21 protein-coding genes are annotated in these 25837 nt (G+C 49.2%); 18 read left to right on the top strand and 3 right to left on the bottom strand.

Annotated elements, in window-relative coordinates; translation table 11 throughout:
• Position 1: 1 nt before the first annotated feature.
• The 13 genes from AC3WQ3_RS18300 (at position 2) to AC3WQ3_RS18240 (ending at position 16465) form a co-directional block, all read left to right on the top strand.
• On the top strand, positions 2-1243 hold the full coding sequence (locus AC3WQ3_RS18300) for a pyridoxal-phosphate-dependent aminotransferase family protein (RefSeq protein WP_492473053.1): 1242 nt from the start codon (positions 2-4) through the stop codon (positions 1241-1243).
• Positions 1237-2832: a gamma-glutamyltransferase gene (gene ggt / locus AC3WQ3_RS18295; protein ID WP_492473052.1), complete on the top strand. Its 1596-nt coding sequence runs from the start codon at positions 1237-1239 to the stop codon at positions 2830-2832. Before AC3WQ3_RS18300 ends, ggt begins: the two co-directional genes overlap by 7 nt.
• Before the next feature lie 85 nt (positions 2833-2917).
• Positions 2918-4240 (top strand): 5'-deoxyadenosine deaminase, encoded by a 1323-nt coding sequence (locus tag AC3WQ3_RS18290; RefSeq protein WP_127540161.1) that lies wholly within the window; start codon positions 2918-2920, stop codon positions 4238-4240.
• A 74-nt stretch (positions 4241-4314) separates the two neighbouring features.
• The gene (locus AC3WQ3_RS18285) at positions 4315-5397 is read left to right on the top strand and encodes an XdhC family protein (RefSeq protein ID WP_492473051.1); all 1083 of its coding nucleotides are present in this window, start codon (positions 4315-4317) and stop codon (positions 5395-5397) included.
• Positions 5363-6001, top strand: a complete 639-nt coding sequence (locus AC3WQ3_RS18280) for a nucleotidyltransferase family protein (protein ID WP_492473050.1) — start codon at positions 5363-5365, stop codon at positions 5999-6001. Before AC3WQ3_RS18285 ends, AC3WQ3_RS18280 begins: the two co-directional genes overlap by 35 nt.
• A 382-nt stretch (positions 6002-6383) precedes the next feature.
• Positions 6384-7295 carry an FAD binding domain-containing protein gene (locus tag AC3WQ3_RS18275; RefSeq protein WP_492473049.1) on the top strand — a complete coding sequence of 304 codons (912 nt, stop codon included), beginning with the start codon at positions 6384-6386 and terminating at the stop codon, positions 7293-7295.
• 34 nt (positions 7296-7329) lie between these two features.
• Complete coding sequence (gene pucD, locus AC3WQ3_RS18270) at positions 7330-9654, top strand: xanthine dehydrogenase subunit D (protein WP_492473104.1); 2325 nt, start codon at positions 7330-7332, stop codon at positions 9652-9654.
• Complete coding sequence (locus AC3WQ3_RS18265; protein WP_492473048.1) at positions 9651-10151, top strand: (2Fe-2S)-binding protein; 501 nt, start codon at positions 9651-9653, stop codon at positions 10149-10151. The genes pucD and AC3WQ3_RS18265 overlap by 4 nt, the downstream gene beginning before the upstream one ends.
• Before the next feature lie 671 nt (positions 10152-10822).
• Complete coding sequence (gene glpX, locus AC3WQ3_RS18260) at positions 10823-11899, top strand: class II fructose-bisphosphatase (RefSeq protein ID WP_095287732.1); 1077 nt, start codon at positions 10823-10825, stop codon at positions 11897-11899.
• Between the two features lie 256 nt (positions 11900-12155).
• The gene (locus AC3WQ3_RS18255; RefSeq protein WP_492473047.1) at positions 12156-13202 is read left to right on the top strand and encodes a LacI family DNA-binding transcriptional regulator; all 1047 of its coding nucleotides are present in this window, start codon (positions 12156-12158) and stop codon (positions 13200-13202) included.
• Positions 13203-13241: 39 nt separating this feature from the next.
• Entirely contained in the window at positions 13242-14414 is a 1173-nt protein-coding gene (locus AC3WQ3_RS18250; RefSeq protein WP_492473046.1) for a Gfo/Idh/MocA family protein, read from the top strand.
• Positions 14415-14533: 119 nt separating this feature from the next.
• A complete protein-coding gene (locus AC3WQ3_RS18245; protein ID WP_492473045.1) occupies positions 14534-15259 on the top strand; it encodes a ThuA domain-containing protein in 726 nt (241 codons plus the stop codon).
• A gap of 99 nt (positions 15260-15358) precedes the next feature.
• Positions 15359-16465, top strand: a complete 1107-nt coding sequence (locus tag AC3WQ3_RS18240) for a Gfo/Idh/MocA family protein (protein ID WP_492473044.1) — start codon at positions 15359-15361, stop codon at positions 16463-16465.
• 108 nt (positions 16466-16573) lie between these two features.
• On the opposite strand, the gene AC3WQ3_RS18235 is transcribed toward AC3WQ3_RS18240, so the two are convergent.
• The gene (locus AC3WQ3_RS18235) at positions 16574-17395 is read right to left on the bottom strand and encodes an SPL family radical SAM protein (RefSeq protein WP_492473043.1); all 822 of its coding nucleotides are present in this window, start codon (positions 17393-17395) and stop codon (positions 16574-16576) included.
• Positions 17392-17976 carry a bifunctional transcriptional activator/DNA repair enzyme AdaA gene (locus tag AC3WQ3_RS18230; protein WP_492473042.1) on the bottom strand — a complete coding sequence of 195 codons (585 nt, stop codon included), beginning with the start codon at positions 17974-17976 and terminating at the stop codon, positions 17392-17394. The genes AC3WQ3_RS18235 and AC3WQ3_RS18230 overlap by 4 nt, the downstream gene beginning before the upstream one ends.
• A gap of 180 nt (positions 17977-18156) precedes the next feature.
• Between AC3WQ3_RS18230 and AC3WQ3_RS18225 the strand changes: the two genes are divergently transcribed.
• From AC3WQ3_RS18225 to AC3WQ3_RS18215, 3 genes are all read left to right on the top strand, one after another.
• Positions 18157-19137 carry a Gfo/Idh/MocA family protein gene (locus AC3WQ3_RS18225; protein WP_492473041.1) on the top strand — a complete coding sequence of 327 codons (981 nt, stop codon included), beginning with the start codon at positions 18157-18159 and terminating at the stop codon, positions 19135-19137.
• A 30-nt stretch (positions 19138-19167) separates the two neighbouring features.
• A complete protein-coding gene (locus AC3WQ3_RS18220; protein WP_492473039.1) occupies positions 19168-19890 on the top strand; it encodes an SAM-dependent methyltransferase in 723 nt (240 codons plus the stop codon).
• Between the two features lie 130 nt (positions 19891-20020).
• On the top strand, positions 20021-20914 hold the full coding sequence (locus AC3WQ3_RS18215; protein ID WP_286457400.1) for an NAD-dependent epimerase/dehydratase family protein: 894 nt from the start codon (positions 20021-20023) through the stop codon (positions 20912-20914).
• A 107-nt stretch (positions 20915-21021) separates the two neighbouring features.
• On the opposite strand, the gene AC3WQ3_RS18210 is transcribed toward AC3WQ3_RS18215, so the two are convergent.
• Positions 21022-22053 carry a LacI family DNA-binding transcriptional regulator gene (locus tag AC3WQ3_RS18210; protein WP_492473038.1) on the bottom strand — a complete coding sequence of 344 codons (1032 nt, stop codon included), beginning with the start codon at positions 22051-22053 and terminating at the stop codon, positions 21022-21024.
• Between the two features lie 409 nt (positions 22054-22462).
• Between AC3WQ3_RS18210 and AC3WQ3_RS18205 the strand changes: the two genes are divergently transcribed.
• Complete coding sequence (locus AC3WQ3_RS18205) at positions 22463-24253, top strand: L-fucose isomerase (RefSeq protein WP_492473037.1); 1791 nt, start codon at positions 22463-22465, stop codon at positions 24251-24253.
• 70 nt (positions 24254-24323) lie between these two features.
• Positions 24324-25823 carry a rhamnulokinase gene (locus AC3WQ3_RS18200; RefSeq protein WP_492473036.1) on the top strand — a complete coding sequence of 500 codons (1500 nt, stop codon included), beginning with the start codon at positions 24324-24326 and terminating at the stop codon, positions 25821-25823.
• The last annotated feature ends 14 nt before the right edge of the window (positions 25824-25837 follow it).

Genomic DNA, 25837 nt, shown 5'->3' with positions numbered 1-25837 from the left:
CATGTCCAGCTATAGAGAATTATCTCCGTCCTTGCGAACCATCATGACCCCGGGACCAGTAGAAGTCGACCCCCGAGTTCTAAGGGCTTTGTCCTTCCCGATCCTCGGACAGTTTGATCCGGAGTTTACGTCCCTGATGAATGAAACGATGGTCATGCTGCGTGAATTATACATGACGAACAATGAGTGGTGTTATCCGGTAGATGGCACCTCACGTTCCGGCATTGAAGCCGTGTTGGTTAGTTTGATCCAGCCGGGGGATAAGGTATTGGTCCCTATATACGGACGGTTTGGACATTTGCTTGTAGAAATATCGGAGCGCTGCGGTGCGGAAGTTGTATGTATTGAAACGACTTGGGGATCGGTCTTTGATCCGGAAGAAGTGATCAAGGCCATTCACACTCATAAGCCGGATATTGTGGCCATGGTTCATGGAGAGACATCCACCGGCCAGATGCAGCCCCTCGCCGAGATCGGCAAAGTATGCCGTGAATTGGATCTTCTTCTCGTCGTTGATGCGGTTGCCACCATAGGTGGTACACCCGTTAAGACGGATACCTGGTATCTGGATGCGGTAATGGGCGGAACGCAGAAGTGTTTATCGGTTCCTTCCGGCATGGCCCCATTGACATATAACAGCCGCGTAGAGAAAAAATTGATGAGTCGCAAAACGGTCGAACGCGGACTCCGTGACGCGACAAGCGCGAGGGCAGAGGGACGAACCATTGCAAGCAACTATTTTGACCTGAGTCAGCTGCAGGATTATTGGAGTTCTGCCCGGTTGAATCATCATACAGAAGCTACATCGATGCTCTACGGTTTACATGAAGGTTTGCGAATTTTGCTTCAGGAAGGACTGGAAGCCCGTTTCGAGCGGCATCGGATTAACGAAAGTGCGCTCGTCGCCGGAATTCAGGGTATGGAGCTTCAAATTTATGGAGACATGTCCAGCAAACTTCCGGTAGTTACGTGTATCCATATTCCGGAAGGGATCGATGGCGAATCGGTACGAAGCATGCTTTTACATGATTTCGGCATCGAAATTGCGAGTTCATTTGGTCCTCTTAAGGGGAAAATCTGGCGAATTGGAACGATGGGCTTCAGCTGTCAGCGCAAAAACGTACTGCATGTGCTTGGTGCACTGGAGGCGGTTCTGCTCCGTCATCGCCACGGGCTACCTGCGGGTGAGGCAGTACAGGCAGCACTCGACGTGTACGCTGGAAAGGAGGAAGCCTTATGTTAAATCAGATGCCCGTGTCCAGAGAGGTGATGGTCACCTCACCACATTATCTGGCGAGTGCGGTTGGAAGCTCAATTCTCCAGAAGGGTGGTAATGCTTATGATGCGGCTGTTGCGGTGAGCGCAGCCCTTGGCGTTGTTTATCCGCACATGACTGGACTTGGAGGAGATGCTTTTTTCCTCATTCACGATGGAGCAAGCGGAGAGATTACCGCTTATAACGGAAGCGGCCGCTCGGCAGCAGGTATTCATGCCGATACGTTCAAAGCAATGGGCATGAATGCCATTCCCCAGCGCGGTGTGCTCAGTGCGATAACGGTTCCGGGAATGGTGGATGCATGGTGGGAAGTGTGGTCCCGCCACGGGCGATTACCATGGGAGCAGCTGCTTGAACCAGCCGTGCAGTATGCGGAAAAGGGATGTCCGGTATCGCGCAATCTGCGACTGTGGCTGGAACGGGATGAAGATTTCATTATGGGGCATTCGCCGCTGCGAGCGGTATTTGCCCCTTACGGCACACTGCTTCAGGAAGGTGAGCTGCTCGTCCAGACCGAACTCGCTGCTTCCATTCGCCTGATTCAGGCGGGAGGACGGGATTCTTTTTATACAGGAGAGCTTGCAGATCGTCTGACTTCAGCGATTCGAGAAGATGGCGGCATGCTGGCACCTCAGGACTTTGCAGCACACAAGGGAGAATGGGTAAAGCCTGTCAGCACGGAATACCGGGGTTATCAAGTGCATCAAATGCCGCCCAACTCGCAGGGCTTCTCCATATTGATGATGTTAAATATGCTCGAACACATAGATCTTTCTTCCGTAGGTCGGACTTCGCCTGAGTTCTACCATCTGATGGCCGAAGTGGTGAAAAAGGCATTTCGTGATCGTGACCGGTACCTCACTGACCCTGACTTTCGCGAAATCCCCTTGAATCAATTGTTATCGAAGACTTACGGGGATGAGTTATGGAATGAGATCCAATCTGCACCTCCAGTAGCACAGCCCTTCTTGTCCAAAACGATCGGGCAGGATACTGCCTACGCTGCTGTGGTCGATCAGGAAGGCAACGCCGTCTCGTTTATTCAAAGTCTATACTTTGATTTTGGCGCAGCCTACGTTCCGGGAGATACTGGCGTAATTATGCAAAATAGAGGGTCCTTTTTCTCTCTCGATTCGACAGATGCGAATGTGCTTGAACCGAATAAACGCTCTTTTCATACGCTCATGCCTGGTCTTGTCACCCGCAATGGGAAGCCTTATATGCTTCTGGGTACACAAGGTGGAGAAGGGCAGCCTCAGACGCAGTTATCCGTACTTACGGGCGTTCTCGACTATGGTCTGACCATTCAGGAAGCAATCGGTCTGCCACGCTGGGTCTACGGACGGACGTGGGGTGAAGAAGGCGACACGATGCGGGTGGAGAATCGCTATCATGATGACGTATGCGAGACGCTGACTCGCTGGGGACATAACGTGGAGATCAGAGCACCGTGGGATGACATTATGGGCCAGTCGCAAGGGATTGTCATCCGTGAGGATGGCATGATTAGCGGAGCTGCCGATCCCAGAGGAGATGGCATGGCCATCGGATGGTAACCACGCTTGGTTGCTGCTTGGATTGGTTTACATTTCTCATGAAAACAGCGTAAAAAAAGACATAGATACGATAGGGGAGATTATCATGGGAACGATCCTGCTGAAGGGTGCACAGCTTGTCACGATGAATGCGGAAGAAGATATATTTACAGGCGATCTGCTGATTGAGGATAACAAAATCAAAGAGATTGCCGAGCATATCGACGTCCAGGCTGATCAGGTTATTGATGCCCGTGGCAAAGTTCTGCTGCCAGGCTTTATTCAGACACATATTCATTTATGCCAGACGCTCTTCCGCGGGCGTGCGGACGACCTGGAGCTCATGGATTGGCTTCGTCAGCGAATCTGGCCACTGGAGGCAGCACATGATGAGGAATCCGTCTATTATTCGGCGATGCTTGGGCTGGGCGAACTGATTTCGAGTGGAACCACGACCATTTTGGATATGGAGACTGTGCATCACACGGATTCGGCTTTTCAGGCGATGGCACAGAGCGGCATTCGGGTGATATCTGGCAAGGTCATGATGGACCATGGCGACGAAGTGCCTGAACCGCTGCGTGAAAATACGGCAACCTCGCTGCAGCAAAGTGTTGATTTGCTTGAGAAATGGAATGGTTTCGGGGGCGGGCGCATTCAATATGCGTTTTGTCCGCGATTCGTTGTTTCCTGTACAGAGGAGCTGCTCGTTGAAGTACGTGATCTATCGAACAAGTATCATGTGAAGGTGCATACGCATGCATCGGAGAATCGTGGCGAGATTGAACTTGTTGAACATGAACGCGGAATGCGTAACATTGTCTATCTGGATCATATCGGTCTGGCAACCCCACGTCTCGTCCTTGCACATTGTGTCTGGCTTAGTGAAGAGGAGAAGGAAATCATTCGTAAGCGAGGGGTAAAAGTTACCCACTGCCCCGGCTCGAATATGAAATTGTCATCGGGTATAGCGGAAATTCCTGACCTGCTTAACCGCCAGATCGCGGTGGGAATCGGTGCGGACGGCGCACCATGCAATAACAACCTGGATATGTTTCAGGAAATGCGTCTGACAGCATTAATTCAAAAGGTTCCTCATGGGCCTACAATCATGGATGCACGTACGGTTCTGCGAATGGCAACGATGGGTGGTGCCGAAGTGCTTGGCCTCTCGAAGGAAATTGGAAGTCTGGAAGTGGGCAAAAAGGCAGACATGGTGTTGTTGGATCTGGATGATTTCCATACGTATCCTTCGTATGAGACAGATGTTTATTCCCGCGTGGTGTACTCCGCAACTCGGAGCTGTGTGGACACGGTTATTATTGATGGAAGCATTGTGCTCAAAAACCGCAAGATCCAGACCATTGACCGTGGCATCGTGCTTCGCGAATCGGATAAGAGCATTGCACGTTTGATGAAGAGAATTTGAGTTAGTTTATTTTCAGAGGGAAATGTTGTATAACTGCTGCTCGCAGAAGACTTTTCGGAAAGGTGGAGACGAATATGGAAATGCATGATCTGTGTGCAATTGCAGCAGGTGAGGCCCGCTGTGTACTTGCAACAGCGGTCAAGGTGGAAGGTCATGCTTACCGTAAGCAGGGAGTCTCTATGCTCTTGACCGAAGATGGCAGAATGTATGGCAGCATAAGCCCGGGATGTCTCGAGAGTGACCTGCAAGCACGTGTTAAACATGTGCTGGACACGGGACACCTGGCATTTGCCGAATACGACATGCGCCCTGAAGATGATCTCTCTTGGGGAGAAACGATTGGCTGCGGAGGATTGGTCGTCGTCCTGCTGGAACCTGTCTGCGGCGAACTGAGAAGTGCATTAACTGAGATGCAAGCTTGTTTCAAATCCGGTTCAGCGGTGGAGTTTACCCGTTACTTTCAACATAATTATTCCCTTGTTCAGTATGAATGGCATCGAGTTGATTCAATCGATAGGAAACTTGTTCCTTCCATAGACATAACTCGTATGTCTTTCGATTCATACAGGACAGAAATCGATAAGGACTTAAAATCAACTGAGGCAGATTACTGGAACCTGCCTTTAAGAATAACGACCATATATACGCCTAATCCGCGACTTATTATAATCGGGGCGGGAAATGATGCCATACCTGTTGCCAGGCTTGCGAGAGTATCTGGATTTCATGTCATTATTGCGGATTGGAGAGAGGGCCTGTGTACGTCCGACCGGTTTCCGGATGCAGATCTCGTTCCAGGTTTTCCCGCTGAAATCATGCCTGTGCTGAATATACGACGTGGGGATTTCCTCATACTAATGAGTCATCAGTTCCCGCGTGAACGTGAATTCTTGGAGCTGCTGTCGGGAAGTGAGTATGCTTATCTCGGTATTATGGGTTCCAAAACACGGACAGCACGACTATTAAATGATTTACCACCGCTACCGAATCTCCATTCTCCCGTAGGTCTCAGTATCGGGGCAGATGGACCAGAAGAAATCGCCATTAGCATTGCTGCTGAACTGATTGCCTGCAAGCACGCTGCTGGAACTGAAAACTGCTCTGCTCAAAGGGGGAGTAAACATGCGATTGACGGGCATTCTGCTCGCCGCAGGTAAGAGTACCCGTCTTGGCCGAGATAAATTAGCAGTGACTATGCCGGATGGGAGAGCTTTGGCGGCCTGGTCGCTTCAAGCGGCACTCGATTCTGAACTGGAACAGGTCATCTGTGTGGTGAAACCGGAGAATTCCTTGGAATGGCTCCCCGAGAATGTACTCCACGCATCAGTGAATTTAGCTAACTATAGGAGCGAGACTAAGCTCCGAATTGCTCTCAGTACAGAATATTCTTCTGGTATGGCCGCATCTCTTCAATGTGGCCTCAAGGAAGCCAAGGAATACGGGGCAGAAGGTGTAATGATTCTTTTGGCGGACCAGCCTTTAATAAGGGCGCAGGATATTAACCAGGTTTCGGCAGCACTTGCAGTGAACAAACAGTCTGATTATGCAGCTGCTGCGGACGGCCAAGGGCGGAAGCCTCCTGTTGCCTTTCGCTTTCATATGTTTGAACACCTCCTTGCTCTTGTCGGAGATGAGGGTGCGCGGAAGATTATGCGCAATGACACCTTCTCTGGAACTGAGGTGAACTTGCCTGACTTTTGTTTCTGGGACGCTGATACGGAGGCTGAACTGAAACGCATCATGGATTATGTAAATAAATAAGCTCAAATGAAGTAACTTCGACCCAACAACATGCCCCCTCAATTGAATACAACGTAGTCGTAGGTTATCTACTTATCTCTGCTCTCTTAACATAAACAGGTCATCCAGTTCGTTTGGTTGGCCTTTTTGTGTCGTTTATATCATTCCAAGCGAGGAGCAGTGTTAGGTATGGTTACTCCTATCATGCATGAAGCACAAAACGTGGAACGTATTTATACATTTATCCAAATTGATGTAAAGCTAATTGACGCTAATCCTATAGTCTCATATGATTTGAAGAATTATCTGAATCCTGTAGGATGAATTATCTTCAGAGTCAGCGCCTATACGGATTGGATCCAGAGTCCTATATTGTGCTTATAAGGAGAGAGGGGATGGAACGATGGTAATACCAGCATATGGGTCAGGAGCGATGCCATCGGTATGGCAGCCGGAAGATCTGGAAGAACTCCGGATGTTGAGGAACAGGTTGAACGGAAGCTTCTGCTACGCCGCAGGTGCAACATTGCTGCGGACCCAGTGGGAAGGCGGTCTTGTACCTTCACCGGAGCATATGATCAGTCTGGCCCGTATTCCAGGAACAAGTGACGTATATATAGATGAAGATCGAATTGTGATCGGAGCCCTGACCCGATTGAATAGATGTATTACGGAGGAATTACTTCATCATCTATCGTTATTACAAGAGGCTGTGAAATCGATAGCTGCGCCATCCATTCGCAATGTAGCGACAATTGGCGGCAACATTGTATCTGGAGTCGGAGATACGTTACCCGCATTGCTCGCATACAACGCAGAACTGCAGTGGATGACGGACTCAGGGTTGGAAATCCGTACACTAGACTCCTGGTTAAAAGGGGGGCGTAACGGCAGTCGAAATCCAAGTGACGTATTAATCTCGATCCAGATCCCGCTGGATAAGCTGCCTGTCTCTGATCCGAAGAACCAAGAGCCTGACGCGAGAGAAATTGCATTTTACCGCAAGCTGGGCAGGCGAGAGACGTTTAGCGCATCTCTGGTAACCATTGCTTTTCGAGGAGCGATTGATACAGATGGTCGTTGGAAAAAGGTTGCGATCGCTGCTGGCGGAGGGTCAGGTGTGGCCATGCGGTTACCTGCGTCGGAACAGCTGCTGCTTCGCGAAGAAGCTTCGCTTATGCAAGCAGAGCCGCTAGGAAGGACTGCCTCTGAGGAATTTGTGACCTATGGCGATGTCTTTGCAACTGAAGAGTACCGCAAGCAGACTGCTGGTAACTTGCTGGGGGCTGGATTGTGGGAAGCACTATACCGTTGATTCAAATCTTGATCAAAAAAAGGGGAGAGAGACCATGCTGCTGAATCGGAAACATAGCGGAAAACGGTGGCACTTGAGACCGGACGGAATTCCGAAGGTAACAGGACAACTCCAGTATCTGACGGATATGACGCTACCCGGAATGCTTCATGGAAGAGTTCTGCGCAGCACCTATCCTTATGCTCGCATTCTATCTATAGATACTACAGAAGCAGAGGCCATGGAGGGAGTGTATGCTGTCCTTACCTCCAAAGACGTACCCGGCCTGAATCGTTTTGGAATTGCAACGCCTGACCAGCCTGTATTTTGCGAGGATGTTGTACGTTATGTCGGGGATGCCCTTGCGGCAGTAGCTGCGGATTCCCCGGAACGGGCAGCGCTGGCACTCAGTGCAATCCAAGTGGAGTATGAGGAGCTTCCCCCGCTGGACAGCACGGATGCAGCTCTCGCTCCTGACGCACCGGAGCTGCATCCACATGGACCGGGCAATGTACTGCATCGCACCGAAATTAAACGCGGGAATGTGGAGCAGGCTTTTGCGGCATGTGAACATATTGTCACGGAAACGTATTATACACCTCGTCAAATGCACGCTTATATGGAGACAGAGGGCGGCCTGTTTGTCCCGGATGACGAGGGAAGGCTTAATGTCTACGCAGCCACGCAGCACGGGTACAAGGACCGGATGCAGCTGGCACGGATTATCGGTTGTCCCGAGGAAGATATCCGTGTTGTATCGTCTCCCATTGGCGGTTCTTTTGGAGGAAAAGACGAACTAAACGTGCAGCCTTATGGCGCACTTCTAGCATTGACCAGCGGACGTCCCGTGAAAATGCACAATTCCCGCAAAGAATCCGTTCGTTCAGGTCTGAAGCGGCACCCGATGAAAATTGAAATGCAGACGGGAATCAGCCGCGAAGGCATCATTCAAGCTCACCGAGTTCGCATTACGGCAGATACAGGAGCGTACGCCACACTTGGAGCGCCTGTGCTGAACTTCTGCACGGAGCATTGTTTAGGACCTTACTCCATCCCCAATGTGGATGTAGAAGGCTTGTCCGTGTATACCAACAATGGGTTATCAGGTGAATTTCGCGGATTTGGTGGGAATCAGGCTATCTTTGCTGTGGAAGGCCAAATGGATCGACTCGCTGAGATCATGAATATGGACCCATGGGAGTTTCGCAGACGGAACATGAGGGAAAAGGCTGACCCTGGTCCGTTAAATCAGAGAATTCTGACTACAGACGGACTGTCGCAAGTATGGGAAGCCATGGATCGTTCTGAATTATGGCAAAGACATCAGCATCCCCAGGCAGATCCTTCTCTGCCTCCATGGATCAAGCGCGGCGTAGGAGCTGCAATTGCCATGCATGGTGCCGGATTGGGTTACGGGATCCCGGACCCGGCAGGAGGCCGCCTATCCCTTAATTCCGAAGGGAAAATAGAAGTGGCTTTCAGTTACGAAGAATTTGGTCAGGGATTGATCGCTACATTGGAGATCATGCTCTGCGATCTGTTTCAATGCAGTACTTCGGATTTAAATATCATCATTGGCGATACGGATCGGGTTCCTCACAGTGGCTCGAGCACCGCTTCACGTTCCACAACGATGGCCTGGATGGCTTTGCAGAGATTGCAGACCCCTTTCCGTTCCAGAGTCCTATCGGCAGCTTCGGCCTTGTCGGGTATTCCGACTGATGAACTGGTGACAGGACCTGGCGGTGTATGGCGTAAAGGCCAACTGCCTAGTACTGATGTAGAGACGAAATCATTGGGCTTTGTTACTGCCTACTCAGATTTAGCGGGCCAGGGCACAGCGGAGGAATGGGTATTTGATACTCATTTCGATTATCCAACCACGCCTGACCATGTCGTGGGCGGACACTATCTATATACGTATGCGGCGGTTGCCGCAGAGGTAGAAGTGAACACGTTAACCGGAGAAGCCAAATTGCTCGATACACGTCATGTGGTAGCCGCGGGACCCGTCATTAATCCGATGGGCTTCATTGGACAGATCGAAGGTGGAAGTGTGATGGCACTCGGGTTTACGTTAACGGAGGATGCTGTCATGCAGGATAGTCGATATCTTACTACCAATCTGGATACGTATTTGATTCCAACGATTCGGGATATCCATACCAATCTCGAGGTTGAGGCTATTGAAGACCTTCCCGAAGGGGATCCTTTTGGACCGAGAGGGATTGGCGAGATTGGTTCTGTGGCACTCGCTCCGGCAATCACTGCAGCAATTCATCAGGCTACCGGGGTGTGGGTGAACCGATTACCCGTTCCGCGTGAACAACTGGTTCAATCCCTACATGTACCTTTACAGGAAGGGGTGAGTCCCTCATGAGCAAGCCGCTTGGTAACATCTGGTCAGCAGTAGTGAATGGGGAAGAGAAGGTACTTAACATTGCTCAAACGACCCGGCTGGTGGATGTGCTTCGAAATCATCTGAACCTGACCGGAACCAAAGTGTCCTGTGAAGTTGGTCGCTGCGGTGCATGCATGGTGCTTATGGATGGAGAGCCAGTCAACTCCTGCCTGATTATGGCTTATCAATGTGAAGGAAGTGAAATTACGACCATTGAAGGGCTACATGGTGAGCAGGAAGGGAGTCTGCATCCAATACAGCAGGCCTTTGTAGAAGAGGGCGGGTTTCAATGCGGTTATTGTACACCAGGGATGGTCATTGCCACCAAGGCACTGCTTGATCATCATCCCCAGCCTACACAGGAACAGATCGAAACGGGATTATGCGGCAATCTGTGCCGCTGCACCGGATATGGAGGAATTATAAGAGCAGTATGTAAGGCAAGTGAGAGTTGTGAGGAAACGAAGGCAATTTAGCCATAAGGTCCAGGTGAGTGATCAGCTCATAATATTTTAATATCAAACGAATAAAAAACCGGGCGTGAAGGGAGTTCTCAACTCCATTTCGTCCGGTCTTTATTTTATGAATAAACGTAATAAATATTATGTAAACTTATTATTTTCGATAACCTCCATAAGCCTCATCTATATTGAAGAAACAATAGTTGAACCAACATCTACCAACATATTTAAAATTCAACTCAAAATTATGAAATAAATATAGCCTACTCCTCATGGATTTTCCGCTTCTTTATTCACTGGAGAGGGTAGAATTATAATCGTTTTCGAATCTTGATGGAAAAGTAAGACCACTATAAACAAACATCTCGAATTTATCGATTGTATGTTGTTTAAAGAAGTTTAGAATGCGTAAACAAATGTTCCTTTTTATATTCATCATTCTCGTGTTTTAATAGCTAAAAGGCATGCTGCACGAAATCAAAGTTGGAATCCCTTGCAGGTTATCTTTCAAAAAAACAACTCAATAACGATGGAAAATGATAAGAATTAGCTCCTTTATAGTAAAGGGTTTAATTCCAAAAAAAAATGATTTTCAGCTGATTTTAGATCATTTTCATATGGATTTGCGATGGATTTGGGAGTACTTTCCATGTATGCTGTTGAAAACTGGAAAGGAAGTGGGAAAAATGGAACGCGAACTGGCGTTGGAAATTGTCCGAGTAACAGAATTGGCTGCGTTAGCTTCAGCCCCCTGGATGGGACGAGGTGACAAGAATAGTGCAGATGAAGCGGCTACTTTGGCCATGCGCGCCATGTTCGATTCCGTGTCCATTCGCGGCACGGTGGTAATCGGTGAAGGAGAAATGGACGAAGCACCCATGTTGTACATCGGCGAGGAAGTGGGTAACGCTGAAGGACCTGAAGTAGACGTTGCTGTAGATCCTCTTGAAGGTACAGAAATTGTGGCCAAGGGACTGAACAACGCTTTATCGGTTATTGCAGTGGCGGGAAAAGGAAACCTGCTCCATGCACCGGATATGTATATGGAGAAACTGGCTGTAGGTCCGGCACTGGTCGGCAAGGTCAGCATCGAAGACCCGGTTGAGGTTACGCTAGAGAAAGCAGCTGCTGCACTGAACAAAAACATTTCGGATCTGACTGTCATGATCCTGGACCGTACACGGCATGAGAGCACGATTAAAACGCTGCGCAAGGTTGGCGTACGGATCAAGTTCCTCAGTGACGGCGATGTAGCGGGTGCAATGGCGCCTGCATTCCCTGAGGCAGGCATTGACTTATACGTTGGTTCTGGCGGAGCTCCTGAAGGCGTGCTGGCTGCAGCAGCACTCTCTTGCCTGGGAGGCGAAATACAAGGCCGCTTAATGCCTGCCAATGCAGACGAGTTCCAGCGATGCCTGCAGATGGGCATTGATAATCCTTACAAAGTCTTAACGATGCAGGACATGATCGGTACCGAAGATGTCATTTTCGCTGCAACCGGTGTAACGCCAGGAGAGATATTGGGCGGTGTGCGTTATCTTGCAGATGACCGTGCCGAGACAGATTCCATTGTCATGCGTGCCAAAACCAAAACGATCCGTTACATTCGCTCCGTGCATTTCCTGCCCAACAAGGAAGTGCTTCACAAGGTACGGAAACTGCAAGCTACGCCGGAACCCTCAGACCGTATCCAAAGCCCGGCTAAAATAGTAGAACAGGCAGAATTTAGCCAATCATCGGTGAATCAGAGTGTGTTGACTTAAACAAAACGGCGCTTTAAAGGTCTAAAAGTCGCTGCCAAACCATAGGTTATCTATTAGAATCATCCATAATTCTTAGGACAAGATTTGTGCTCGTAGATTAATCAAACAGGAAGGGAATCTGCTAATAGAGATCCTCTTCCTGTTTTATGTTAAAAGCATTGACAACGGTTACAACACATGAGAAAATGTACGCGCGTACATAAAATAATCTTCTACAAATAGTATCGTATTTAAAGGACGTAAGGGGGTGAAATTCGTGGCATCCCGCAAAGAGGTCGCTGACTTGGCAGGAGTCTCCGAAGCTACGGTCTCTCGGGTTCTGAACGGGGTTGGTCCGATCAAAGAGGAGACAAGGCGCAAAGTGTTGGAAGCTTCCCAGAAGCTGGGGTATGTGCCGAGTGCCCTTGCACGCAGCTTCGCCAGAAGCAAAAGCGGCAACCTCGGGGTTGTTTTGCCTTATGTTCCGAAGGCGCATTTGTTTTCTGCTTATTTTTTCTCGGAAATGCTAAGTGGTATTGGTAATAAGGCCAGAGACAGCGGTATGGATCTGCTGGTCATGTTCAGATCACCAGGTGAAGTCATGAATTATGTCGACCTGTTCCGACGTCAAAAAGTGGACGCCTGCATTATTCTTGGGGCCAGAGACGACCTTGGGGAACTGGCAGCGATGCAGAAGCTGCAAGAGGAAGGTCATCCTTTTTGCGTTATGAATCAACATTTTGCAGGAGAGGCCTTTCTGGAAGTGGATGCTGATCATGTAGAAGGCAGTCGGCTCGCCATTCGTCACCTTACCGATCAGGGTTACCGAAATATTGCTTTTCTCAATGGTCCGGACAGTTATTCCAACAGTCAGGAGCGGCTGCAAGGTGTTCGCGTTGGTTTGCAGGAAGCCGGAATGGAGCTGGATCCCAGCCTGCTGCTTGAAGGGAATTACAGCAGAAGAAGCGGTGTGGAGGCTGCAGCCACGATTGCGGCAAGGCTTGACGAGATCGACGCCGTATTTGCTGCCAACGACCGTATGGCTATTGGTGTTATGCACGGTTTGCGTGAGCGCGGGATTAGGGTGGAGGATTTCCCGGCTTTTGTCGGGTATGACGACTCCGATGCTGCAGAGATGGCCGTGCCTCCGCTAACCAGCGTCAGGGTACCTTTTTATGAAATGGGTGAACTGGCCGCATCAAAACTCATACATGGTTCTCTGGATGGAAGCGCTTCAACTAAGGATTCAGATTTTTCATCGGAGTGGCACAGAGAGTTATTACCTGCAGAGTTAATCGTCAGGGCTTCATCGATTCGTAAGTAGCTTAGAGCATGATTTTAGATTCCAAAGGAGGAAAAGAACATGTCACAACGTCTACGTGTCGGAATGGTAGGATACAAGTTTATGGGGAAGGCTCATAGCAATGCTTATCGCAGTTTGCCCATGTTTTTCCCGTCAGCACCGCTACAGCCTGAAATGGCAGTCATCTGCGGCCGGAATGAAAAAGGTGTCCAGGAAGCAGCGAACCAGTTCGGCTGGTCCGAAAGGGTAACCGACTGGCGTGAATTGGTACAGCGCGATGATATTGATCTGATTGATATTAACGCTCCGAGTGATGCACATAAGGAGATTGCACTGGAAGCAGCCCGTCAGGGTAAACACTTGTTCTGTGAGAAACCGCTGGCCTTGTCGCTTGCCGATTCGAGAGAGATGCTTCAAGCAGCAGAAGATGCTGGTGTTGCCCACATGGTTGGATTCAACTATCGCTTCTCCCCGGCTGTGCAGCTTGCCAAGGAATTGGTTCAGAGCGGACGCCTGGGTAAGATCTATCACTTCCGCGCATTTTTCCTGCAGGACTGGATCATGGATCCATCATTCCCGCTTGTCTGGCGCCTGCAAAAGGAAGTGGCTGGCTCAGGATCGCACGGCGATCTGGGTGCACACTTAATTGATCTCGCACGCTTCCTTGTTGGGGAGTTCCAAGAAGTCATCGGAATGAGTGAAACGTTCATTAAGGAACGTCCGCTTGCTTCCGAAATGACTGGACTCAGTGCCAAAGGCAGCTCGAATGCGGACGCACCGAAGGGCGAAGTGACAGTGGATGATGCGACATTGTTCCTGGCCAGGTTTGCTGGCGGCGCACTTGGCAGCTTCGAGGCTACACGCTTTGCGGCAGGTCACCGCAGCACTAATTCATTCGAGATCAACGGCAGCCTGGGCAGTGTCCGGTTTGATTTTGAACGAATGAATGAACTGGAAGTGTATTTTACGAAAGATGAAGAGGACGTTCAGGGATTCCGGCGTGTTCTGGCTACAGATCCGGCGCATAAGTATGCCGAGGCCTGGTGGCCAGCAGGACATACCATCGGATTTGAGCATACCTTTACACACGAGATGCTGGAGCTGGTTACAGCCATTTCGGAAGGCCGTCAGCCTTCACCAAGTTTCCATGATGGTGTTGCCTGTCAGGCTGTGCTCGAAGCCGTGGAACGCTCTGTAACAGAACGGCGCTGGGTTTCCCTTGATGAGATGTAAGCAAAGTTTAGCTGTTTATACATGCTGGAGAATTTGAAATGAGAGAAGTCAAATGATCAGCGTGATAGCGATACACAGGCAGGATCTATAAAAACTATCCGAAAGCGAGTGATAAAGCGATGAGTAAGGCACTTATTGTATGGGGCGGCTGGGATGGCCATGAACCGGAGCAGGTAGCAGCGATTTTTGAGCGCATTTTGAAGGAAGAACAGTTTGAGGTCGAGGTCTCGAACACATTGGCAGCCTATGCAGATGCCGACAAACTGCTGGGACTCGATCTGATCGTCCCTCTGTGGACGATGGGACAGATTGAACAGGAACTGGTCAACAATGTATCGGCTGCCGTTCAGAGCGGCGTTGGGCTCGCAGGTATTCATGGCGGGATGTGTGATGCGTTCCGGAACAATGTCGATTGGCAGTTTATGACTGGCGGTCAATGGGTTGCACACCCGGGCAATGATGGCGTGGAGTATACGGTAAACATCAAACGCGGTTCAAGTCCGCTGCTGGACCACATTGAAGATTTTCAGGTGAAAAGCGAGCAATACTACCTGCACGTTGACCCTGCGGTTGAAGTACTGGCAACAACTCGTTTCCCGGTCGTGGAAGGTCCCCATTCAGCGAATGGGCCAGTGGATATGCCGGTTGTATGGACGAAGCGTTGGGGTGCTGGCCGTGTGTACTACAACTCGCTTGGTCATCATGCGGATATTGTAGAGATGCAGCAAGTCACCGAAATGATGCGCAGTGGCTTCAAATGGGCTGCAGCAGGCAAAGCAGTTGCCAATAATACTACAGGCAAAAAAGCTGAAGTGTACACAGGCATGGCCGATAATCAGACTTAATTTCCTTTACTTTTTGTGATAAACCAAGTGACATACGTACATGAACACATCTTGACCAGCATTCTACAATTCCGATCCGTTTGAAGGGAGTCCACCCGCATGAAAACAATGAAAGTAGGCATTATTGGCTGTGGTAAAATCAGCAGTATTTATATGGAAAACTGTCACCGCTTCGAAATCCTAGAACTGGTTGCCGTAGCGGATATTGACCGCAAGAGGGCTGAAGAGCAGGCAGCAGCCTATAACGTTCCGAATGTATACACGGTTGATGAGATGTTGGCTAATCCGGAGATTGAACTGATCATCAATTTAACGATTCCTGCTGTCCACGCAGATGTATGTTTACGCTCTCTTGAAGCGGGAAAACATGTCTACGTCGAAAAACCGCTCGCCGTTACACGCGAGGAAGGGCAGGCTGTTCTGGAAACAGCCAAGCGCAAAGGATTGCTGGTAGGCTGCGCACCTGAAACTTTCTTCGGATCAGGCATTCAGACCTCACTCAAACTGGTTGAAGATGGCGTTATTGGCAAACCTGTAGCTGCTACGGCTTTCATGATGAGCCGAGGGCATGAACACTGGCATCCTGATCCGGAATTCTACTACGCTTCGGGCGGCGGACCGATGTTCGATATGGGGCCATACTATCTGACAGCATTAGTGCAGCTGCTGGGTCCGATCAGCTCCATTGCTGGTATGACAGGCAAAGCGATGGAAGAGCGTACCATCACAAGTGAGAAAAAGAGAGGGCAGACCATCCCCGTTGATATTCCAACGCATGTGGCAGGACTATTGCAGTTCGAGCAGGGTGCCATTGGCACGCTGATTACGAGCTTTGATGTTTTCGGGGGAAGCGCACTGCCACCGATTGAGATCTATGGCACGCACGGCACGCTGCAGGTACCCGATCCTAACACATTTGGCGGCCCTGTACGTTACCGTTTGCTGGGTGAACACGAGTGGACGGAGGTTCCTCTTCTTCCGGGCTATCAGGAAAATACACGCGGAATTGGTGTAGCTGATATGGCGTATGCTGCTAACAGCGGCCGCGCTCACCGAGCGAGCGGAGAGCTTGCCTACCATGTGCTTGAAGCAATGTGGGCATTCCATGACTCTTCCGATGAGCAGACTTTTTATAAAATGAGAAGCACCTGTCAGCGTCCTTCTGCTCTGCCAGAAGGTTTGGCACTATATAGCCTTGATCAATAATTTTTATATGCAGCATGCTAATACAAATACAAGCAGCCCTGTCTTCCGCTTAAGGAAGCAGGGCTCTTCGTTTGTTTTGATCTTATAAATTGATCGTATAAACCACATTTAAGGCTCAAATCCTGCCTGACTGATCCAGATTTCATGTTCCGCAAAATGCTCTCTCATCCGTTCCTCCACGATCTGATAGGCCTCAGGTTGATACCAGTCCTCCACGCCTAACTCCTGATAGTACGACTCCATGCCCAATCTGCGCGTGCGTTTCCCTTGACTGCCATCGCCCATGAAGTAATCATCGATACATACACGTTGAACCAGAGGCCGAAGGAGGGTAGGGAAGTTATCGCTGCTCGGAAGCACAGGGGCAATCGCAACCTGGGTAGCTATACCTGCATCCCTTAGTTTTTCCAATGCATGTAATCTACCGGGAATGGGTGGTGCAGCCGGACTAAAATGCTTGCGAATATCATCCCGATCCGTCTCAATCGTCATGCTGACACGCACCCGGTCACCCAATTGCTGCAGAAGGTCCATATCCCGTGTGACGAGAGGACTGCGGGTTTGAACCAGAATGAAATCCGGAGGATGCTGTATCATCACTTCGAGCAGTGAACGTGTAATTTGCTCCTTATATTCGACAGGCTGGTATGGATCGGTACTGGAGGACATAAAGATTGTGACTTTCCCTTTGGAACGAGCACGTTTCAACTCTTTGGCAAGTACGCTGGCAGCTTCCTGCTTCACATCAACCCAGCTTCCCCAATCCTGCTTGCGGAACAAAGAAACGGGCATTTGCCTGACGTAACAGTAAGAGCATCCAAAAGAACAACCTGTATAGGGATTTAGCGTGTGAGTATATCCGTTAAGGAAACCGGTCCCTTTGTTCAACAGGGTCTTTGATGTTTTATATAAATATTGGGTCTTATTCATTGCTGCTGCTCCTGTTCCCGGTAATGAGCTGGTGTCTGCCCTGTAAGTTTGCGAAACACGGCACTGAAATAGGCCGGATTAGTTATGCCTACTTGGCGACCAATATCTGAAACCGAGTGTGTAGTGCTCGCAAGCAATTTTTTCGCTTCGGTCATCCGAGTGTCCTGAATATATTGCACTGGAGTTATGCCCGTAATTCGCTTGAACACACGATGCAGATGATACGGGCTACCATGGCTAATCTGAGCAAGAATATCCAGCGTAAGCGATTCTGAATAATGATGGTTAATGTAATTCGTTACAACGGAAACCCATTCCTGATCAGGAACACGCTGTCCTGTAGGTTTGCAGCGTTTGCATGGTCTGAATCCTTGTGCCAGTGCATCTTCAGGGTGATGGAAACCCAGTACGTTTTCGTATTTCGGATCTTTGGATTTGCATGAAGGCCGGCAAAAAATACCTGTCGTCCTGACACCGTAATAAAATTCTCCGTCATAGGAGGCATCATTGCTGATAATGGCTGTCCATTGCGTTTCATCTAATGAAAAAGAAGGGAGCTCTTGTTTATCCCGAAGCTTCATAGGGATCACCTCACGACACATTATACCCTTGTACGAAAGATGTTCAACCAATTCTCGCATGAAAAAGCAAGATTTCAATGGCAAGCAGACGACGATCCTTTCCGTTCAAGGGAATGAAATATGCTACAATGAGCAGGATGATGTACATGTGAAATTCATTTACGAAAGAGGTAGGTAATAATGGTTCGTTTCGGAGTTGTAGGTACTAACTGGATTACAGAACGGCTTCTTGAAGCTGCAGCACATGTGAAGGGATTTGAATTGACAGCTGTCTACTCACGGACAGAGGACAAGGCGAATGCCTTTGCAGATCAATATAACGCCAAGCATCGATTCACTGACCTGGAGGAGATGGCAGCGAGTGACACGATTGATGCGGTCTACATTGCTACACCCAATACATATCATGCTGATCAGACGGCGCTGTTCCTGAGAAACGGCAAGCATGTATTATGCGAGAAGCCACTTGCAGCCAATGCTGCAGAGGTTTCTCATGTGATTAACACAGCTCGCGATAATAACGTTTTGCTAATGGAAGCGATGAAGTCAACGCTGGCTCCCACGTTCAAAATGGTCCAGGCTCATCTGCACAAAATTGGACCTGTACGCAAATATATCGCGGGGTACTGTCAGTATTCTTCCCGTTACGACAAGTACAAAGAAGGGGTTGTGCTTAATGCATTCAAGCCTGAACTTGCAAACGGCGCTTTAATGGATCTTGGGGTGTACTGTCTGTACCCGCTGATCACTTTGTTTGGAGCACCAAATCAGGTTCAAGCACAAGCCATCATGCTGGATTCAGGCGTTGACGGACAGGGCAGTGTACTTCTAGGCTATGAGGGGATGGAAGCCGTGGTGACTTACTCCAAGATCTCCAACTCTCATGTGCCAAGTGAAATTATGGGAGAGCGCGGCAGCATGATCATTGATAAAATCGGTTCTCCTGAACACGCGGAAATACGATACAATGACGGTACGGTTGAACCGTTGACAGCTGAGCAGACCTATCCAGCCATGTATTACGAGGTGGAGGAATTCGTTAACCTCGTTCAGCAGGGGAAACAGGAATCCGAGCTGAACAGCTATGAACGTTCCTATCAAACCATGCAGGTAATGGATCAGATCCGCAAGCAGATTGGCCTGGTTTTCCCGAACGATTAATTGAGCAACAGGAAAGTGAGCTGAGACGAGATGAGTAGAGAAGAACAGCAAGAGAACAAGAGTTTAGGTCTTGAACTGGAGAAGATTATTTTTATTGGACGAACGTATGAGGAATATATGTCAATGTTCAACCTTATAGCAGAAGATCTCCATGGCAGATCCATTCTGGACTGTCCGGGCGGGGCTTGTTCATTCAGTAGCCATGCCCGTAGGCAAGGTGTAGATTCCATGGCAGCAGATATTGCATACGAACACGAAATCGACCAATTGGAACTGAAAGGGCAGCAGGACGTTGAACACACCATCGAGCAATTGGAACAGGTGCGTGACAGATACAGATGGGACTATTTTGGTTCGATAGATGGCCTGAAGCAAGCAAGAATGAGTGCACTTCGGGATTGTACGGCAGATATGAGGAGCTTTCCCATGCAGTATGTCTATGCAGAGCTTCCCGTGCTGCCTTTCAATGACGACCAATTTGATATGACGTTATCTGCGCATTTTCTGTTTACGTATGCAGATCGATTGGACTTCACCTTCCATGAGCGAACCATTCTTGAATTGCTGCGCGTAACAAGACAAGAGCTGCGAATTTTTCCTACAGTCGACTTGTCCGGGAAACGCTATGAACATATGGACAAGATCATATCCTTTCTGAAGAACCTTGGATTCAGTGTTACAGAAGTCAGCACGACGTATGAATTTCAGCAAGGAGCGCATACGATGCTCAAAATTACAAAATCCGAATCCTGAGTCAAGTGATAAGAGGTCTTTCCGTCCTTGAAACACAGGTTAACTGTTGCGTTACGGGGTATATTTGGTGTAATACTGCAAACCTCGTTATAATATACGAAACACCAGAAGAGGGTAGGAGGTCTATCGGATGAAAAAGGTACTCATTCTTGGCGGGACACGCTTTTTCGGTAAACGTCTGGTCGATCATTTGCTGTGGGAAGGAAAATCGCAAATTACCGTTGCGACGCGCGGCAAAACGAACGTGGACTTCGGGCCAGAGGTGAACCGGATCAAGATGGATCGGGAGGATCCGCAATCTCTAGCTGAAGTGGCACAGATTGACCAGTGGGATGTGGTGTATGATAACATCTGTTACTCACCGGATGCGGCGAAGTCGGCGTGTGAGGCTTTTGCGGGACGTACCCAAAGATATGTGCTTACATCAACACTCTCCGTGTATGGCGATCCCCAACCGGGATTTAAGGAAGAGGATTTTGACCCATACACGTATCCATTGAAATACGGGAATCATGAGGACTTTTCGTATGGAGAGGGCAAGCGGCTGGCGGAGGCTGTGTTTTTTCAGGAAGCGAGTTTCCCTGTCGTGGCGATGAGAATTCCAATTGTTCTTGGAATAGACGATTATACGAGAAGACTGCATTTTCATATTGAACATGTGCAAAAAGGAAAGCCAATTGGCATGCCGAATCCGGACGCTGAAATTGGTTTTATCAATTCCACGGAAGCAGCCAGATTTCTTGCCTGGTTGGGGCATTCGTCGATTACCGGACCTGTAAACGCCGCTTCGAAAGGATCCATTTCGCTATCTGCCATGATGGACCTGATTGAGACTGTGACAGGCATGCAGTCCCAAGTATTACGCGAAACCGTTCAGGAGGATATGTCCCCCTTCGGTATCTCGGAATCGTGGACGATGGACACAACCAAGGCAGAGCAGGCCGGATATACCTTTGAAGCACTGATGGACTGGTTTCCGGGTCTCGTACGTGAAGTGGCACTGGCGCTGCAGTCCGAAGGTTAAATTTATGGTATATAAGCATGAATGGTAAAACAGGACGCACGGGAGTGAGTAACTCCTTGGCGTCCTGTATTTTTTATATTAATTTAAGTCCAGTCATACGGATTCTATCATGATTCCAATGGTTTCGATTGTCCTAATGGTACGGAAGCTGAAGCACGGATACGTAGTTCGGATGGAAGAATGACCGTTTGCGGATCCGTTGGTGCAGTGCCTTCAATTCTGTCGATTAGCATATGCATGCCTTTGGCTCCAAAATCATAGGCAGGCTGTGCTGCTACCGTGAGGAAAGGATCAAAAGCGGAAGCCAGATCCAGATCATCAAAACAGACGACCGAGATGTCATCCGGTACACGCAGTCCTCTTTTACGCAGCAGACGAATGACCCCTATCGCGAGCATATTATTGGCCGCAAAAATAGCCGTTGGCTTATCTGGCTGTGTAAGTAACTGTTCCATTCCAGCCTCATCACTGAAATCACGATAACCTGTCCGAAGGACAAGCTTCGGATCAACCTTAACTCCTGCTTCACGTAACCCCTCAGCATATCCCTCTTCACGTAATCTGGCCGTAGAAACCTCGGAAGAGCCGTTAACGAGCGCAATGCGGCGGTGACCCAGTTCCGTCAGATATCGGATCAATAGAAGTGCACCTTGCCGGCTGTCCCCTGCGATGACATCCGATGTGATCCCTGGTACTGTGCGATCCAAGATCACAAACGGGATGTTTCTCTCATGTAACTGCTGCAGATGATCAAGGGAACGGTCGCCCGCAGGGGCAAACAGGACTCCGTCTACACGCGTGGAGAGGATCGTCTCCATGTAGTTTTTCTCCTTGTTGTAATCTTCATCACTATTCCCGAACAACAGACGATATCCACGAGCGTTAGCTGCATCCTCCGCACCGCGTGCGAGTGTCGTATAAAATGGATTGGTGATATCGGTAATCAGCAGAGATAACATCTGTGTTCGCTGAAGTACAAGGCTGCGTGCATTCGAATTGGGGATATACCCGAGTTCATCAATAACCTGCTGTACGCGTTCCCTGGTGGCCGTGCTGATGCGACCTGTTTGATTAATCACTTTGGAGACCGTCATGGCAGAAACATTGGCTTTCTTGGCAATATCATAAATAGTAATCAATAGAATCTAACCTCTCATAACATAGTCTTACCATTCTATAGGATAATGCCGATTGACAGCAATATGGGTGCGTGCTATGTTAGGGTTACCGATAACCCAAAATACAAAACGAACCATTATTTTTCCGCAAACCATTCACAGTACGCATTCTTTTTTTGCTCTATACATCTGTTCCTGCAGAGAAAGAGGACTGCATCATGGAGATCCATACATAAAGTGAACTTTTGTTCAATTTAAATTTGTAAACGCATTCATTTAATAAGTTTCTCTCTTGTCCAGGACAGGCACAAATGGGTATCTGGTATCGGGATTACATCGTCAAGTTCTGACCGCTCTAACTGCATCCTGAAAGACAACGTGAAATCAATTCGTACCTATCCAGAAACCACTTGAAGGAGGACGTTTTAGTATGACACATCAGGATTACCGTTATAAACAGGCTTTTCCCAAGATTGGTATTCGTCCCACCATTGACGGCAGACGCAAGGGAGTACGTGAATCCTTGGAGGAACAAACGATGCGGATGGCAACATCGGTAGCTGAGCTGCTTACGGCAGAACTTCGTTATCCGGACGGCTCTCCGGTTGAATGCGTCGTTGCCGAATCCTGTATTGGCGGTGTAGCCGAAGCAGCTGCGGCGGCAGAGCTGTTCAATCGTTCGAATGTTGGAGTTACCATTACGGTTACTCCATGCTGGTGTTATGGTACGGAAACGATGGATATGTCTCCATCCATACCTACCGCCATCTGGGGGTTTAACGGTACGGAACGGCCTGGAGCAGTCTATCTGGCAGCCGTACTCTCTGCACATGCTCAGAAGGGGATTCCGGCCTTCGGGATCTATGGCGAGGATGTTCAGGATGGGGGGGATACGACCATTCCAGATGACGTCCGGGAGAAATTGCTTCGCTTCAGCCGGGCGGGGCTTGCAGCTGCTACGATGAAAGGGCGGGCGTACCTGTCCATTGGCTCGGTATCTATGGGGATTGCCGGATCCATTGTGAACGATTCCTTTTTCCAGGAATATCTCGGCATGAGGAACGAATATGTGGACATGAGCGAGCTGACCCGGCGGATTGAGGAAGAAATCTATGATCCGGAAGAGTATAAGTTGGCACTGGCTTGGGTGAAAGAAAATTGCATTGAAGGACCGGATAACAACCCGACCCATCTGCAAACAGACCGCAAGCGGAAAGAGTATGAATGGGAAACTGTCGTGAAAATGACTCAGATCGTACGTGATCTGATGGCCGGCAATCCGAGATTGGCAGAACTCGGTTTTACAGAAGAATCGATGGGTCATCACGCGATTGTATCCGGCTTCCAGGGGCAGCGGCAGTGGACGGATCATTCGCCTAATGGGGACTTCCTGGAGTCGATCCTGAATTCATCCTTTGACTGGAATGGCAAACGCTCCCCTTATCTGGTCGCCACAGAAAATGACAGCCTGAATGGTGTGTCCATGCTGTTCGGCTCACTGCTCACTCATACCGCCCAGATTTTTGCAGATGTGCGGACGTATTGGAGTCCGGACTCGGTAGCACGGGTAACAGGACATCAATTGGAGGGGAAAGCGAAAGACGGAATTCTCCACTTGATCAATTCGGGCTCCGCGGCACTCGATGGTACTGGGCAGCAATCCAGAGACGGTAATCCTGCTCTGAAGCCTTTCTGGGAAATTACAGATGAAGAAGTTCAGAACTGCCTGCAGTCGACATCGTGGAGACCTGCGTCAGTCGAATATTTCAGAGGCGGTGGTTACTCCGCTGACTTCCTGACCAAAGGCGGTATGCCCGTCACGATGACACGTCTCAATCTGGTTAAGGGGCTTGGTCCTGTACTGCAGCTCGCGCAGGGTTACACCGTGGATCTGCCTGATGAAGTGCATAATACGCTGGACCAGCGGACGGATCCGACTTGGCCATCAACATGGTTTGCTCCGATTTTAACAGGAACAGGCGCATTTACCTCCGTTTATGAAGTCATGAACCAGTGGGGCGCCAACCACGGCTCAATCTCATACGGGCACATCGGGGCAGACATCCTAACCCTGGCTTCAATTTTGCGGATTCCGGTGAGTATGCATAATGTTCCGGAGTCCGAAATATTCCGTCCACGGGCATGGGGGTTATTTGGAACAAGTGAACCTGAAAGTGCAGATTATCGTGCTTGCAGCGTGTTTGGACCTTTATACCGTTAGGCTATCCTGTCAGACGCCATATTCTGCCTAATCAGAGTGTGGCGTTCTTCCAAAGGAGGAGGCAAGAGAGATGGGAAATACGCAAAACCACGTGCTTGCTGCTGACTATGGTGCCGGAAGCGGCCGGGTGGTCAGGGGAAGTTTTGACGGTGAGATGCTTGCGTTACAGGAAGTACATCGATTCAGTAATGATCCCGTTCAGCTTGCGGACGGATTGTACTGGGATTTCTTAAGACTGTTCCATGAACTGAAACATGGCATTGTAAAGGGCACTCAGGGATTAACTCACCCGGTGCGTTCCATTGCCGTGGACACATGGGGTGTTGATTATGGCTTGGTGGATGGAGCAGGAAGATTGTGCGGGAACCCACGTCATTACCGGGAATCACGTAATGCCGATTGGATGAAAGAGACGCTGCGTATCGTTAATGAAGAAGATCTGTATACCATGTCCGGCGTCCTGCCTCAGCAGATTAATACGGTGTTTCAATTGGTTGGAAGCTTACGGGAAAATGCTGAATTACGTCCGGATATACGGATGTTATTCATGCCGGATCTGTTTCACTTTTATCTCTCGGGACAGCAGGCCTGTGAATATACCATTGCCAGCACAAGCGGACTTTTGCATGCCGGAGAGGACCGCTGGAATGAATCCTTGTTTGGCCGCCTCGGTTTGCCTGAAACACTTTTCCCACCCATTGTTCGGCCAGGAACTGTGCTGGGACGATTAACAGATGATCTGTGCGCAGAGTTAAGAATCGAACCCATGCAAGTCATATCGGTGGGCTCTCATGATACAGCTTCAGCACTTGCAGCCATTCCTGCGTCAGATCCGAATTTTGCCTTTATCAGCTGTGGAACATGGTCATTAATGGGCATGGAACGCGACTCCCCAGTACTCGATGAACGCAGCCGAGGACTTGGATTCACCAATGAAGGGACGGTCAGTGGCAAGACAAGAATTTTGAAGAATCGGTCAGGTCTATGGCTTCTGCAGGAGTGCAAAAGGCAGTGGGAACGAAAAAATTATATTTTCAGTCATCAGGAACTGGTTGACCTCGCAGCATCGGCTCCAGCGCTACAAAGCTTTATCCTGCCGGGGGATGCGATATATCTAACGCCTGGTGATATGCCTGAACGAATACGCCAGCAGTGCAGTGCCACCAATCAAGTTGCTCCAGAATCAATTGGAGCGATTGTACGCTGCATTTTGGAAAGCCTGGCTCTGGAATTCAGGCAGACTCTGGATGAACTTGAACTTGTCACGGGGAGCCGGCCGAGCGTTATTCACATGGTAGGCGGAGGTGTTCAGAATCGTTTACTGTGTCAGTTTACAGCGAATTCCACCGGTATTCCTGTTGTAGCAGGGCCAGTGGAGGCAACTGCCGCCGGGAATTGCATGGTGCAATTCCTGGCCCATGGCGAGGTAAGCAGTTTGTCTGAGGTCCGGGAGATTGCCGCAGCTTCCTTCACTCTGGAAACCTATGAGCCAGAGAATAGCCCGCTATGGCAGGAAGCCTATGAAATCTATCAAAAACTGAATGGGCGGTTAACGAAGGGATTGAAATAAAAAGAAGTTGAGGG

The sequence above is a fragment of the Paenibacillus sp. FW104-T2 genome, from assembly GCF_058789975.1.
This window is presented reverse-complemented; position numbering and strand designations above follow the sequence as displayed.